The sequence below is a fragment of the Corynebacterium sp. HMSC061H03 genome (assembly GCF_001838215.1).
GTDB classification, from domain to species: Bacteria; Actinomycetota; Actinomycetes; order Mycobacteriales; family Mycobacteriaceae; genus Corynebacterium; species Corynebacterium jeikeium_D.
Genome location: NZ_KV836052.1, coordinates 1 through 14,127 on the forward strand (window position 1 = coordinate 1; position 14,127 = coordinate 14,127).

A 14,127-nucleotide genomic window follows, 5' to 3' on the forward strand; every position below is an offset into this window, starting at 1 on the left:
CTGCCCAGCCGGAAAAGCCGAGCAAGCCGAACCACCCGAGCACCCCAGCGCAGTCTGAGGACAACCCAGCCATCACGACTACTGCCGGTATTGCCGGCAAGGCTCTGGTTGAAAAGGGTGCTGTCGTCATCGACACCGTGCACTTCACTGGCCTGAAGCCGGGCACGAAGTACACGTTGACCGGTGAGCTGATGTGCAAGGAGACGGGCAAGTCCACTGGCGCTAGGAGCCGCCTGCACTTTGTGCCGACGGCATCCGCAGGCACGGTTGATGTCCCGATCATCATCACTGACGGCGACTGCGCTTCCCAGGTTGTCTTCGAGACTCTGACCGATGCCAATGGCAAGGAAGTTGCTGTTCACAAGGACATCAACTCTGCGGAGCAGACTGTCACGAACGGCAAGACCCCAGAGAACACGCCATCTGAGCAGCCGAAGGATGAGGGCGAGCAGAACACGCCTAACGACGATTCCTCTGCACCTACCAGCGAAGCTGCTACCCCGACCACTGTGATTAATCAGCACTCGGAGCAGAACAACACCAACGTCACCATCATCGGTGGCACTGGCCAGGACAAGCAGAAGAACCACGGAAAGCCGTTGGCTCCGAACTCGGAACGACGTGCAATTAGTTCGGTTCCGTCTGGCCCGACTGGTTTGGCTACTCACGCTCTGCCGACGGTAGCCACGAACTAAGGAGATTCTATGACTGATCAGTTTGGCTCGGACGAGACCGGCAAGGAACCTGGAAACGCACCAGGATTCGAACCGGAAACCGAAACTGGCGCACTCGGCCATGTTGATGCGTTTGGCCAGGACGAAGATCAGGCCGATGGCCAAGTCGAAGACCTGCAGGACGTGCCTTGGTGGAAGCAGCCACGGGTGTATATCGCCGCTATCGCATTAATCGGCGTTATCGCTCTGCTGGTGATTGCCCAACTGAACCGCAATGATTCGGCGCTCGAAGGTGCGCAGGAGAATCTTCCTACTCCAGCACAGGGTTCTCGGGGAGCTGTGCACGAGATGGAGATGCTCATTGATGGTAAGTCGGCTCCGATTGATTTCGTTCAGCTGACTGATCAGGGATCTCTGATTCCTCCGACCGATGTTTCTCGCCTGGGCTGGTATTCCGCCTCAGCGATTCCCGGTGAGAAAGGTGCTGCTGGATCGTCCGTCATTACTGGTCACGTCAATGAGGTGGATCAGGGTGATGGTTACGCTGCACGTTTCGCTGACCTGAAAGCTGGTGACACTGTCACGGTGAAGGTAGATGGCGAAAGCCGAGACTTCACCGTGAGCCACGATCCAATCCAGGTGGTCAAGGGCGCTCGGATGCCCGATTCCGTCAACGATGCAGTTGGTGAGAACCGCTTGGTCCTCATTACCTGCGGAGGCGAGTTCGTCGGCGGCACGTTGGGATACGCCGACAACATCATCGTCGAGGCCACTCCAGTGCGCTAATCCAGTGCGCTAGGGCACTAGGGCACTGGGGCGCAGCCTCAACTAATTGACCAATTTCATTGGCTGCGACTGTTGAACGCCGTCGAACAACGGCGGCGCCGACAGTCGCAGAAAACACAGATCAAATCTGCAGAAACCCTGCAGAAACACTGAAGATAAGGAAGGTACCTATGAGCATGTTGAAGAAAATCGGTGTCTGGAGTGTGGGCGCACTCGTGCTTGCCGCTCCGGTTGCTACTGCCGCACAGGCGGTAGCTGCACCTGCAACCTCCGCTGACACTGCAGTTGTCGCTCCGGGCAAGGGCGGATTCCTCCACTCGGGCAAGCTGGCCGTCAACCGCTACGTCTTCGAGCTTGAGCATCGCGATGGCAAGGACTACGTCAACATCACCTTCACCGGTGACCACAGCGCTGACGTGCAGATCATGCCGGATGGCATGACCCCCGAGGGCAAAAAGAAGGTCGACCAGATTGGTGACGTCCTCAAGCTCAACGGCTACAACGATGTTCATTACTGGGCGGTTCTCTAAACGCCTCTTGTGACGCCACAGCGCGTCCCGTGACGGTTTCTGTCTCTGTGCTTTCACAGGTCCCAGCACAAGGCAGTACGTCGCGGGGCGGTTTGCTTCAAACGTTTGTGTTTTTGCTTGACGACGTTGTCGTGACAGCAAATCCGGGAAGGTTGATAAGTCCCCATTATTCCGTCGTGCGTTGGGACGATAATGGTTGGATATAAGGGTTATGGGCGCGACTCATCTAGCTACCCCTGGTTGGGGGACGGAGGGCTTTTCGGTGGTTTGGGGGATCATCTTTGGCTGGCTGGGCAAAGTATGTTGTGACCTGCATAAAAGCATTATCAACTGCTGTTATTCGTTATAGCTTTAGAATTTGTTTGCTTCTTCGCCTTTGGGGTCTTTGCGCTTCGAGTGTTGGTGAAATGCTGAACGGGTTAAGTTATTTATAAGCGGTTCACTGAGCGCTGTTAACCGAGCGAGCAATGGGTTTGAGCTGTAATGTTTCAACATTCAAACATTAGAGTTCATAACGCTTAAGCTTAAAAGGTTAGACAAACTGGTCTTTTTCTTAAGGAAAAACTCAGTTTTGGCAAGTCGGGGAACGTTGGTGTCGCCGTCTGGAGTGAATCGCGAGACGTATTGAAGCGTGTCGCTTCATTTTGGACTTCTGAAAAGGACCTGTTTTCGTGAATAAGTTCTCCCGTACCGCTCGTTCGGTAACTTTCGCTGCCATCGTCGGTCTGTCTATGGGCGTCTCCGCCCCGGTCGCAATCGCTCAGGACTCGGCCATTAACCAGGCCGCCGGCGACTCCCCGCTGGTGAACAAGAACGCCAAGGGCTCGCTCACCATTCACAAGTTCGGTAACCCGACCAGCGAAGGTCAGCCGTCTGGTACCGAAGCTGACGTCCAGGACGTTATTGCCAATGGTGGCGAGAAGCTCGAAGGTGTCGGCTTCACCGTTTACAAGATCAACAAGACTGCAGATGGCGCTACCCCCATCGATGTCACCACCAACGAGGGTCTGCTGGCTGCTTCGAAGCTGAAGGCTGGCGAGTTCGCTACTGGTACCCAGGCGACTCAGGCTCTGATTGACAACGGTACCCTGACGCAGGTCGCAACCGGCACGACCGATAAGGACGGCAAGTGGGTTGTTTCCGAGAATCTCGATCTCGGTGCTTACCTGGTTGTTGAGACCGGCCCGAAGGAAGGCTACGACCCGGCTGTTCCGTTCATCGCTTTCGTTCCGATGACCGCGGATAACGGTGGGGATAACCAGGGCACTAGCTGGAACTACGATGTCCACGCGTTCCCGAAGAACTACAAGGACGAAGAGCCGACCAAGACCGTCAAGGACAAGGACCAGAACGCTGGCGACGAAGCACTGGTCTACACTGTCACCGGTACTGCTCGCCAGTTGAAGCCGGAGGCCAAGCGCACCCAGTTCAAGGTCACTGACAAGATTGACCCGAAGCTGGAAATCACCAAGGTTGATGTCAAGGTTGTCAAGGCAGATGGTTCGGAGCAGGTTCTGTCTACCGACAACGACAAGGACGGTAAGTTCTTCGAGGGCAATGACGTCGATGTCGACCTGAAGCCTGAAGTTGCTGAAAAGCTCGTGGCCGGTGACAAGGTCGTCGTTACCATCACCACCAAGCTGAAGGCTGAGTTCGCGAAGGACACCGATATCGCACCGAACACCGGTTTGGTCTTCCAGAACAACCCGGACGGTTCCGAGAACAGCACTCCGAAGGAGACTCCTGAGGTCAAGACCTACTGGGGCGGCCTGCAGTTCAAGAAGGTCGATGGCGACCGCAAGGGTCTGGAAGGCGCCGAGTTCCAGATTGTTCGCCAGGCAGCTGGCCAGAAGTGCTCCGACATTGACACCACCAAGAAGGACTCTTGGACTCCGGTGAACGGTCAGCAGAATGGCAAGGTTGATACCACCTTCGTCTCTGGCCAGGACGGTATCGTCAAGATCACTGGTCTCCACGTCAACGACTTCGAAGACAACGCCGAGGTTGTCGAGGGCGAACAGTCCCACTACTGCCTGATTGAGACCAAGGCCCCGAAGGGCAAGGAGCTGCTGCCTGAGGCACTCGAGTTCAAGCTGGTTGCTAAGCAGACTACCCCGGACCGCGTCTACGAGCTGGCTTCCGTCCAGGTCGGCGCTAACCCAGGCGAGGTTGTTAACTCCGACGACACCACCCCGAACCTGCCGATGACCGGTGGTGCCGGTGTCGGCATCCTGGCTGCTATCGGTGCAGCTATCGTCGCAGCTGGTGCATGGTTCGCCCGCCGCGGTTCCAAGAACTAAACCCGAGTAAAGGCTCGGTCACTGGAGCGCTTTAGCTCCAGTGTTGAGGGAATAGCGTGCGTTCAACAGCGCACGCCATTCCTGTAGTTTGCGCATCACTGAAATTACTGTTGCGGCCTTTCGATGCGTTCTTTTTCAACAGCAGGCATCCTCATGCCTGTGAGAAAGAGAAAGGCCACATCCCTTTTTGATTGACTTCTTGGGAGTTCCTCCGTGGGTAAACACTCTGCGTCTACTCTGACGCGGGACGCATCAGCTGAGCAGCCTGAACAGCCTGATCAGGCGAAAAAGAACAGCATGGTTCTCCCCGCAATTCTGGTGATTGTGGGTTTGCTTGTGATGCTGTACCCGGTTGTCTCCACGGCATTGAACAACTACGGCACCTCTAAGGCGGCCAAGGAGTTCGCCAAGCTGGAAAAGTCCGTACCCCAAGAAGTTAAAGATGAACAGTGGGAGCGCGCTCACGCTTACAATGAGCGCCAAACCACCGGCCCGATTCTGGACCCGTGGCTTAACGAAGTTAATGACCACAACCCCGAGTACGCCGCTTATCTCGATCAGCTCAACGCTACCGACGTGATGGCGCGTCTGATTTTCCCAGAGATTCAGGCCGACCTGCCGATTTACCACGGCACCAGCGATGAGGTGCTCGCCAAGGGGCTCGGACACCTATACGGATCCGATCTTCCAGTCGGCGGTGTTGGAACCCACTCCATCATTACCGGTCACACCGGACTTACTAACGTAACGCTCTTCGATAACCTGCGGAAAGCAAAAGAGGGAGACGCCTTCTACATCCAGGTCGCAGGCCACAAGCTGAAGTACGAAATTGATCAAATCAAGGTTGTACTTCCGCATGAGACCGACGATCTTCGCCCCGTCGAAGGCCAGGACTACATCACCCTCATCACTTGCACTCCTTACGGAATCAACACGCACCGTCTGCTAGTGCGTGGGCACCAAGTGCCGATGGATCCGTCGGAAAGCAAAATCTTCGACCAAACGCACGGAACTGGATGGCAGTGGTGGATGTACGCCCTGCTTGTAACAGTGCTTGTGCTTGGCGCGGGCTTTGCGTGGTGGCTCTGGCGCCAGCGCCTCGACGCCGACGAAGAGCTTGACGACGACGCTGAGAACGCGGACGTCGAGACTGCTGATGGCGACGCAGACAGCGATGAACTCGCTGACGGCAGCGAATCGGCATCCGAGGATAATAACAACACTTCGTGGTGGGAAAACGACAATGAATAAATATTTGACATCCACCTGGAACCGGATAGCTGCGTTCTTAGCTGCCTGCGCTCTGGTTGCAGTGATGGGTGCAATCGGCGCGAATGACGCCAACGCGGCCAGGATTGTTGGACGCGTGGACGCTCCGGGCGTTTCAGCAACAAGCGGCACTGACATTGTGCGAATTACCTTGAGCCAGGGAAACCCGGACGATGATAATTCGTCGGCGTCGGGCTCTATTTCTGGCGTGACCATTCATCTGCATCGTCTTAAGGGAGTTTCGCCGTCTAGTCCTCAGGACCGCGAGAAGGTGGAAAACGCCACCGCAGCTGAGCTTGCCGAGTGGCCAAAAGACCTCCACTTCAGCCAGGTCACTGACGAAAACGGCTCTGTTAAATTCAGTGACCTGCCGGAGGGAATTTACCTTGTGACCTCGACGGCTCCGAACGACAGTTACCGGGAGATCAACCCCTTCTTGGTATCGGTGCCTTTCTATGGCGCGGACTATGACTCCACTCCTGTAGAGGGAGTCATTGTGGCGAAGTCGCATAAGCCGGGGGAGACACCACCACCGACGACGCCTCCGACCACTCCGCCGAAGACCCCTCCGACAACACCACCTGGAACTCCGCCGACTACGCCGGGCACATCGACCCCGCCGAAGACTCCTCCGACCACTCCGGGTGAACCGGGAACCTCGACGACAACGTCGACTACCTCCACTCCACCTGATGAGCCTGGTACCTCGACGCCTTCGGGCTCGTCGGGTTCATCCTCAAGCTCGGGAAGTAGCGGAGGATCCGGCTCTTTGGCGCTCACCGGTGTGCAGGTAGCAGGCCTGGTAGCTGCCGCTGCAGCACTAATCGGCGGAGGATTCGTCATTATCGCCGCTAGCAAGAAGAACTCAGAAAGTGGGAAGAACTAATGTTTTCGACAACATTCCGCTTGCCGGATTCAATGCGAACTGCGCTTCGCATGTTCTTGGCCGCTTTGCTAGCGGTAGCTCTCGTTGTCAGCGGTCAGGCTTTTGCTCCCAACGTGCCGCAGGCGCAGGCTCAGACGGAGGTCATTCCGACGTCTCCGCCGAAGTACGAGTTTAACGAGATTAACGCGAGGCCCGATCCCGCTTTTGAGTTCACTGTTGATCGGGATGCGACGATTGATAGCCTCCAGTTCAATGTTGGCGGTGCCGATCATGTTCAGACCTATACCCTGACAATTAATGGGAGGGCTATTACGCCGCAGTTCACCTCGAGCGGTTCTCCTCGAAAGGCACCATTTGAAATTGAGCACCAGGGGCTAAACCAGATGGTCAAGGCGGGCGATAAAGTCGTCTTGACGCCCGATTTCACTAAGCCAAAAGCAACTGGCAGCGTATCCGTCACCCTTCGCGGTACTCCTGCTGGCTCCACTGAGCCCACCGACCCAAGTGAGCCAACAGATCCGTCAACTGACCCGACGGAACCTACCGATCCTACTGACCCAACGGAGCCAACAGATCCGACTGAGCCCACCGAGCCTACGGAGCCGGAGAATCCGGAGCCAGAACCAGGGACGGTAACTCCTGCGGATCCAACCCTTGTCGACCCCGCGACTGCGACTGCACCGGAGTGCGTGGAGAAGGCGTACATCAATATCCCGGACACCAAGGGTGTTGATTACTACCTCAACGCAGAGAAGAAGCCGGCTGGCCGGCACGTCTACGAGCAGAACAAGCCGGGTACAGTCAAGGTCACTGCAGTGGCACAGCCGGGGTTTAAGCTTGCTCCGAACGCGCGTACCGAGTGGACTTTCAATCTAAGTGGTGAAGTTAAAGACTGCTCAAATTCTTCTGAAGATCCCAAGCCACCGGCTGTCGAAGGGCGTCACTTTGATGCCATCGGCCACGAGTTTGCAGTTAAAGCTGACCCAGTAGATCCGAAGAAGCCTAATGCCTTTACGGCTAAGGTGACTGAGGAATCTCACATGAAGTACGCAACCGTGCGTATCGAGACTGACGCGACCTTCTTGGATCCGCAGAAGTACAACCTCACTTTGGACCAGATCGAGCCAGGTGTCACCTTGCAGAAGCGCAACGTCAATATTGGCAACGGCTTCATCACTATGGATGTCGTGCCGGTAAAGGATGGGAAGCCGGTTGACTCTGCCGTTGTGCCGAAGGATGCGGTATTCACCTTCACTAATAATCTCTCGCAGAACAAGAATTTGAAGGTCACTCTGGATGTCTACGGAGAGAAAAAGGACGAGCAAAAACCACCGGAGATTATTTCGCCACCAGATGGAGCTAAGTGGGTGCATGGGCGAGTCCCTAACCCGCCGATGCCACAGCGTTGTGGCCTGCGCATTGCCGTAGTAGCAGACCTTTCGACATCGCTCCGTTACGCAGATACTGATGGTTTCGAAGCATCTAAAAAGGCCGCGAATGCATTTATCGATTCCCTGCAGGGCACCCCAGCCGAGCTCGGCATCTATAACTTCGCAAGTGGCGGTCCGGCTAATCAGGCTGGAACGACACACGGTCAGAACCCACCATATATTTCAATGCTGTCGGAGCAGGGCGTCCAGCGAGCAAAGGACGTAGTTAAGAACTGGAGCTATAACGCAAATAACAGTGCTACGAACTGGGAAGCGGGCCTGAAGCAGGTCAAGGATAACGACTACGACGTGGTGTACTTCATCACTGATGGTATGCCCACGACCTCCTCGACAATCAAGAGCAAGGGCATCGGTGGTGAATTCGTTCAGGCTAGTGCTCTCAACGACGCAATCAAAGCATCCAACGAACTCAAAGCTGCCGGTACCCGTGTTGTGCCGCTCATGGTCGACCTGACTCTTGGCGGGCGAAGCAGCCAACGCCCCGTTGTAACGAATGATCTGGTGCTCAAAGACGCCAAGCGCATTGCCTGGACAGCAGATCCGGGACAAAGTCCAGGTTTGTACTACAAAATTCGAAGTGACCACCCGAAGGCTAGCCACGCCAATTACATCGGCACCGACATCTTGGTGAACCTGAAAATGGCGTACGACGCGGCCGGCAGCCAGACCCTGCAGGTGTATGAGCGTCTACCCAATGGGAGGCAAGAGACGGTCACTCTCAATCAATCGAGGTGGACCTACGGTACGCGTGATGTCAAGACCATGGGCGAGGATATCTCGGGCACTGATGACACGGTGAGGGTGTCTAACTACAGCAAGCTTGCCGAACAGATGAAAACAATCGCCCAAGACGTAACCACACGATGCAACGGTGTAGTGAAGGTCAAGAAGAGGATTGTCGATGAAAACGGCAAGGTTCTCGAAGACGGTGCCCCTGGTTGGGAGTTCACACTGTCCGCAAATAACAATGTCATCGGTTCTGGTAATGGCCCGCTGGTTCATCAGTCGATGAAGGTAACCTCCGGTTCTGAATCCGACAAGGGTACTGCATCGTGGAACATTGAAAGCGAGCGTGAGCAGTCGCTGGTTCTGACTGAAACACAGAAGCAGGGCTTCACTTTGTTCCGCCGCGGTGACACCTTGGATTCCACCGGTGACTTCAACGCCGTATGTACTCAAACCCGCGACGGGAAAACCTCACCTCTCAAGGTGGAAAATGTGGGCGAGTTCGGTTTCCGCGTAAAGATGTCGGAATCCAATAAGGTCCTGTCTTCCGTCTCCTGTGTCGTCGATAACTACGAAGCGCCGGACACCAAGCCGGGCAAGCTGACCTTGGAAAAGGCGGAGTACGTCGATGGTGAGGGAGTCAAGATTCTACCGGGACTTGGTGGTGCAACCTTCGATATCTACCCCTCGGCTGGTGGGCAGCCGGATTACAGTGGAGGACCGGTCTACACCATCACGCCTGCTCAGAAGTCAATTGAAATCACTGAAACTGGCACTTTCTACCTTGTAGAAACGATGGCACCGGCAGGACTTAGCCTGCTGCCAGAGCCAGTAGCTTTTGAAATCTCAATTGACCAGGAGACCAAGGAGTACACCGTCTCAGTGGTAGGTGGCAGCAGCCCGCTTATCAAGGCCGAAGGTTCCGGCGAACTCATGATCATGCAGGTGACCGACACCAAGACCGGTAAGCTGCCAAAGACCGGCGGAAACGGAGTTCTTCTCTGGACACTGTTTGGTGCGGTAGTCGCAAGCTGCGGTTGGTTCTGGACTCGCCGCCAGCAGTCCTAATAACAAGAATGGGTTCTGTGCAGTCGCCTGCACAGAACCCATTGGGCAGCACAAAGAACAAGACTCGCGTCCCACCCATCAGGAAGCCCTACGCAAACAAAGCCCTTTTACCAGGGTGAGTTAGCGGTGATATAGGAACCAAGCTGCTGCCCGTTCCCATCGATGATGTTCCAGGTAGTCGATACAACGCCGACAGCGCCTTTTTCCGGAACCCATACAGGGCCACCGGAATCGCCTCGTTGAGCGTGTACGTTCTGAACCTGTAGAGCGTTGTCCTCGATTTGGTATGCCTCGCGATCAGCGGCTAAACCGCAGGAAACTCTCCCCGTAGTGTTTCCGTATATGCAGACTGTCTCGCCAGTTTGAACATCTGTGGGGGATAGAGTCGAATCGCCTGAATACGAATTCTCACCGGCAGTAGCGGGGTCATCAAGCGAGACAACTCCAATGTCGTTTCCTGTATCTAGTGAATGGTCATAGGTGGGAGACGGTTGGAATACTCCAATTTTCTGAAAGGTCCCATCCGTCACTGTGTCTCCGTCTTGTCCACAATGACCTGCAGTGTAGATTTGCGAATTGGTTTTGTCGACATAGCCGACTGTACAGACACTAGCCTGTGGTCCATTAGCGTGAACGATGACAACTGGATCGCCTTGGTTGATGGTGGCCGCGTAGGCCGGTAGTCCGGTTGTAGCGGTGATAACGGCAGTGACAGTGAAAATCCATGAAGGTCTATTCATGGGGAAATCTGCTCCTCAGTGAGTTGGTCGGTGGCGGCCCAAAAACTGGTTGTGGCGTTTTCAGGTCGCGCATTGAAAAGCATTTCCTCAGGCTGTGGTTCCTAGAGGGCGAATACGAACGCGCAAAGTAAGCGTCCAATCATCCCAAAGATGCGTAAAAACAAAGCTAATCTCGTCGAAAAAGATGGAACGTATGCGTGTCGGGCAGTTCATATACCCGTTTCGTATCGCGAATATAAGGAAATATATAAACCTATCAGTTAAGACAGAACCTACGCTCAAGTGATCAATCATGTGCGGTAGCGTTCTAAAAATGGGGTAGAAGAAAGGCCAACGCCCATTGGGGAGTGGGGCTAAACAGCTGCAGAGTTGCCGCTGGCGCTGTCGCCGTCGTCAAGCGCGGCAACCAAATCGCGGTGCGCACGAGTTTCGATCGTGGTCGGCATTAACACACCGCTTAAACGTGGAATCTCGCTGTAAGTTGCCACTCGTTATACAAAGTTGTCGAATTTGTTAGCAAACGGCTGGCACGTGGGGTTCGTTCGTGATGTCAGAACGGGAAATGAGAGGTCATATCCTGCCGCCAAGCAGGGATAATCTAGAAATTACAGCGCTCTCCGTGATGGCGGGGAAGAAAAGCACATCAAGTCTGTAATCCAGTTTTCTAAAAGACTTTCATAACGAAATCCCTGCTGGAGGGGCTCTCTCGCAGTCATGTACTCCTAGCCGCACTGCAGATTGCCTGTGGCGGCTATAGCATCGGCATTGTCCAGACATTTCGTCTACAACACTGAGAACAGGAACGGCACATCATGGCTGACAATGCAAAGAACACTGCTAAGAACACCCCGGCAACTCAGGCTGGCTCGGACTCCGCGAATAAGGGAACCGGCCACGGCCACACTTCTATCGACGACAGCGTCGTCTCCAAGATTGCCGGTATCGCTACCCGCGAGGTCTCCGGTGTCTATGACCTTGGCGGCGGCATGGATCGCTTCGCTGGCTCCGTCCGTGAGTTTGTTTCCGGCGGCAGCGCCAACGTATCCCAGGGAATTGCTGTTGAGGTCGGCGAGCGCCAGGCTGCAGTCGACGTCACCATCATTGCCGAGTACGGCGTTGCCATCCATGAACTGGCTGAGGCTATCCGTCAGAACGTCATTAGCTCCGTTGAGCGTATGACCGGCCTCGAGGTCACTGAAGTCAATGTCGATGTTTCCGATGTTCACACCGACTACCAGACCCCGCAGGAGCGCGAAGAAGAGGCCGCTAAGCAGCGCGAAGAGCAGCGCAAGGCCATCGCGGCTGCTAACGAGCCCAAGGAACAGCCACGCGTCCAGTAGTTGACAACTATTGCGCGTCGGAGCAGGGCAGGATGGGTAGTTAGGCCCGTATAAAGGGGAATTTCATGTTCGATAATTACACAAAGACCTTCGCGACGATTGCCGTTGTCCTGTGCTTCGCCGCAATGATTGGTGGTTTCACGGGTTTTCTTGCGGTTATTGCCTTCGGAGTTCTGGCCGGTACAGCCGGTGCGGTACTCGATGGCAAAATCGATGCGCCCGAACTCAACCGTAAGTTCAACCGAGGAGGCCGCCGACGGTGACTATCCACGTTCCAGCAACGCGTGGCACCACCGTCGTAAGCGAAAAGGCAATCCGCCGCATCGTAGAGATGGCCGTGCGCGCGGTTCCCGGCACCCTCGACCAATCCCGTGTGCTAGGGCGCGACTATCCAATTGTCTCTATCGATAGTGCGATTGCCCCTAGTTCTGCCACGACCAATGCCGTTAGTGCAGTTCGAGTCGCAGTTCGCGCCGTTGCATCATGGCCGGCGCCGACAGCGGAAATTGCGGTGCGCATTCGTTCAAGCGTCGCCGCCTGGCTCGCTGATATGGCCGGTCTTGAAAATGTCACCGTCGATGTTGACATCGACAGCGTCGAACCCGGGCACGTGCGTGTCACCCGACAGGACTTAGCGTACTTTTCAGATCACCCGCAGTTGACACCTGTCCGGGTGAACCAGCAGGTAGTAACCGCACCGCAGGTGCGGCGGGTCCCAGAAGTGCGGTCTATCGCCGTGCCGACGCCGCAGCCAGTGCGCAGTATTTCAGTACCGCAGCCACAGTCAGTGCGTAGCATTCAGCCGGTGACACCGCAGCTGGTACGCAGCGTTACTCCGCCGCGTCCAGAACGAGTACGCAGTGTCCCAGCACCTGCTCCACAACCGATGCGCTTTGTCATGCAGCCGAAGCCGCAACCAGCTGTGGCTATTAAGGCACCAAAGCCGCAACCGGCCCGTCGCGTTGTTGCGCCACCGCCGTTACCAGTGACTCGCACCTCGGCGCCGAAGCCGGTACAGGTGCGTCGCACACCAACTCCACGGCCAATACAGCTGCGAAAAGTCGCAGCACCAAAGCCGAAGTCCTTGGTGCAGGTGAGTGTCCCCCGGCAACCAAAGCTGCGTCCGGTACGAGTGCCGTCGCCACGCACAATTAACGTTAAGACGCCACGACCAGCACTACTACGGCCGGTTAAAGTGCCGCGTCCAACCCGGTTGAAACAGGTTCGCGCACCACGACAGGAGCAGCTGCGCCCGGTATCCGTGCCACAACCACGTACCGTGGTGGTAAGCACGCCAGAGCCGCGCCCACTGAAAAAGATTGAGGTGACACCCTATGACGCCGACTGAGAGGTTATCGGCCGCGGTGGTCTCGGACGAGTCAGTCGAAACTCGCCAGGGACGTGACCCGCGTCAATCACCAAAGGTCCGCGGGCTGGGAGTTTTCGCCGGTCTGTTGATGATTGCAGCGGCCATTGTCGCAGGTAGAGAAGCAATCATTAGCGCCAATAGCTCAGGTGACACCTCATGGTTACAACCGGTATTCGACTGGTTCAGCAACCCACAGGGCTCAGCCGCGTCATGGGTGTTGCTCCTCGTCGGAATCCTCGCTGCAATCTATGGGCTGGGACAGCTCATCGCGGTGTTTCTTCCCGCCCCGCGCCGGTATGTACGCGTCGATGACGATGGCAACCTGCCAGTGTGGATGCATAAGTCTGACTACCAAGAAATCCAGAATGGCACGGCACTTGCTTCCGGAACTCACGGCGGATACGAAGGTGATGACAAGTGAAAACATCAGTAAGCGTATTCGACCGAATTGTGTTGTTCCTCTTCTCAGCGCTGTTACTACTGGTAGCAACATGGGCGATTGCTAGCTACCTCGATGTCGCTCCTGCACAGTGGCTTCATGACACCGGGCGGATGGAATCCTGGGGAAAACTACCTGAGCAAAGCTGGTATGTTCCCGTCCTCGGTGTAATCACAGCGATTCTAGCGGTGGTCGGCTGCAGCCTGGTGGTCGCTAATCTGCGATCGCACCGGTTCAGCACGGTCGCCGCATCGGAATCACAGGAAAAGTTAGGAGAGATTTCGCTGCCGGTCGCCGATGTTGCCGATGCGGTGTGCACCGATCTAGAGCGCAACGCCCACATCAACCAGGCGGATTCACGGGTCTACCGGGATAATGGAATACCCACCTTGGAAGTGACTGTGGCAATGCCACCGCAGGCGAGCCTCCCCGCCGTTGTAGCTGCCCTGAAAAACGCGGAGCGTGAAATGCGTGATGCCCTCGGCCATGCGGATATCGCCTCGACCTACAAAATCGAACTGGACCGTTAGTCAGCTTCGAGAGGCCACA

The 14,127-nt window shown here is 55.8% G+C and carries 13 protein-coding genes; 12 read left to right on the top strand and 1 reads right to left on the bottom strand.

The features are described 5' to 3' along the window. From HMPREF2787_RS11075 to HMPREF2787_RS02790, 7 genes are all read left to right on the top strand, one after another. Positions 1-695: VaFE repeat-containing surface-anchored protein (locus HMPREF2787_RS11075; protein WP_168168046.1), on the top strand; the 695-nt coding region annotated here is incomplete at its 5' end. A 9-nt stretch (positions 696-704) separates the two neighbouring features. Continuing rightward, entirely contained in the window at positions 705-1,460 is a 756-nt protein-coding gene (locus HMPREF2787_RS02765; RefSeq protein ID WP_070858327.1) for a class F sortase, read from the top strand. A gap of 170 nt (positions 1,461-1,630) precedes the next feature. Beyond that, on the top strand, positions 1,631-1,990 hold the full coding sequence (locus HMPREF2787_RS02770; RefSeq protein ID WP_070858328.1) for a hypothetical protein: 360 nt from the start codon (positions 1,631-1,633) through the stop codon (positions 1,988-1,990). Between the two features lie 671 nt (positions 1,991-2,661). Further along, the gene (locus HMPREF2787_RS02775) at positions 2,662-4,290 is read left to right on the top strand and encodes a SpaH/EbpB family LPXTG-anchored major pilin (RefSeq protein ID WP_070858329.1); all 1,629 of its coding nucleotides are present in this window, start codon (positions 2,662-2,664) and stop codon (positions 4,288-4,290) included. A gap of 237 nt (positions 4,291-4,527) precedes the next feature. Further along, positions 4,528-5,541, top strand: a complete 1,014-nt coding sequence (locus HMPREF2787_RS02780) for a class C sortase (protein ID WP_246824177.1) — start codon at positions 4,528-4,530, stop codon at positions 5,539-5,541. Further along, a complete protein-coding gene (locus HMPREF2787_RS02785; protein ID WP_070858331.1) occupies positions 5,534-6,445 on the top strand; it encodes an isopeptide-forming domain-containing protein in 912 nt (303 codons plus the stop codon). The genes HMPREF2787_RS02780 and HMPREF2787_RS02785 overlap by 8 nt, the downstream gene beginning before the upstream one ends. Beyond that, positions 6,445-9,690, top strand: a complete 3,246-nt coding sequence (locus HMPREF2787_RS02790) for an LPXTG cell wall anchor domain-containing protein (protein ID WP_083326638.1) — start codon at positions 6,445-6,447, stop codon at positions 9,688-9,690. Before HMPREF2787_RS02785 ends, HMPREF2787_RS02790 begins: the two co-directional genes overlap by 1 nt. A gap of 107 nt (positions 9,691-9,797) precedes the next feature. On the opposite strand, the gene HMPREF2787_RS10830 is transcribed toward HMPREF2787_RS02790, so the two are convergent. Continuing rightward, positions 9,798-10,430: a trypsin-like serine protease gene (locus HMPREF2787_RS10830; RefSeq protein ID WP_083326639.1), complete on the bottom strand. Its 633-nt coding sequence runs from the start codon at positions 10,428-10,430 to the stop codon at positions 9,798-9,800. A gap of 812 nt (positions 10,431-11,242) precedes the next feature. Between HMPREF2787_RS10830 and HMPREF2787_RS02795 the strand changes: the two genes are divergently transcribed. The 5 genes from HMPREF2787_RS02795 (at position 11,243) to HMPREF2787_RS02815 (ending at position 14,108) form a co-directional block, all read left to right on the top strand. Next, positions 11,243-11,770 (top strand): Asp23/Gls24 family envelope stress response protein, encoded by a 528-nt coding sequence (locus HMPREF2787_RS02795; RefSeq protein ID WP_016421902.1) that lies wholly within the window; start codon positions 11,243-11,245, stop codon positions 11,768-11,770. A 65-nt stretch (positions 11,771-11,835) separates the two neighbouring features. Continuing rightward, on the top strand, positions 11,836-12,033 hold the full coding sequence (locus HMPREF2787_RS02800; protein WP_070858332.1) for a hypothetical protein: 198 nt from the start codon (positions 11,836-11,838) through the stop codon (positions 12,031-12,033). Further along, on the top strand, positions 12,030-13,118 hold the full coding sequence (locus tag HMPREF2787_RS02805; RefSeq protein ID WP_016421904.1) for an Asp23/Gls24 family envelope stress response protein: 1,089 nt from the start codon (positions 12,030-12,032) through the stop codon (positions 13,116-13,118). The genes HMPREF2787_RS02800 and HMPREF2787_RS02805 overlap by 4 nt, the downstream gene beginning before the upstream one ends. Next, positions 13,105-13,560, top strand: coding sequence for a hypothetical protein (locus HMPREF2787_RS02810; RefSeq protein WP_070858333.1), 456 nt, complete (start codon positions 13,105-13,107; stop codon positions 13,558-13,560). Before HMPREF2787_RS02805 ends, HMPREF2787_RS02810 begins: the two co-directional genes overlap by 14 nt. After that, positions 13,557-14,108 carry a hypothetical protein gene (locus tag HMPREF2787_RS02815; protein ID WP_049192917.1) on the top strand — a complete coding sequence of 184 codons (552 nt, stop codon included), beginning with the start codon at positions 13,557-13,559 and terminating at the stop codon, positions 14,106-14,108. The genes HMPREF2787_RS02810 and HMPREF2787_RS02815 overlap by 4 nt, the downstream gene beginning before the upstream one ends. Positions 14,109-14,127 lie beyond the last annotated feature (19 nt).

What these genes read in the sequence shown, in the direction of transcription:
- HMPREF2787_RS02765 (WP_070858327.1), top strand. Translation starts at nt 705, where the DNA reads ATGACTGATCAGTTTGGCTCGGACGAGACCGGCAAGGAACCTGGAAAC.
- HMPREF2787_RS02770 (WP_070858328.1), top strand. Translation starts at nt 1,631, where the DNA reads ATGAGCATGTTGAAGAAAATCGGTGTCTGGAGTGTGGGCGCACTCGTG.
- HMPREF2787_RS02785 (WP_070858331.1), top strand. Translation starts at nt 5,534, where the DNA reads ATGAATAAATATTTGACATCCACCTGGAACCGGATAGCTGCGTTCTTA.
- HMPREF2787_RS02790 (WP_083326638.1), top strand. Translation starts at nt 6,445, where the DNA reads ATGTTTTCGACAACATTCCGCTTGCCGGATTCAATGCGAACTGCGCTT.
- HMPREF2787_RS10830 (WP_083326639.1), bottom strand. Translation starts at nt 10,430, where the DNA reads ATGAATAGACCTTCATGGATTTTCACTGTCACTGCCGTTATCACCGCT.
- HMPREF2787_RS02795 (WP_016421902.1), top strand. Translation starts at nt 11,243, where the DNA reads ATGGCTGACAATGCAAAGAACACTGCTAAGAACACCCCGGCAACTCAG.
- HMPREF2787_RS02800 (WP_070858332.1), top strand. Translation starts at nt 11,836, where the DNA reads ATGTTCGATAATTACACAAAGACCTTCGCGACGATTGCCGTTGTCCTG.
- HMPREF2787_RS02810 (WP_070858333.1), top strand. Translation starts at nt 13,105, where the DNA reads ATGACGCCGACTGAGAGGTTATCGGCCGCGGTGGTCTCGGACGAGTCA.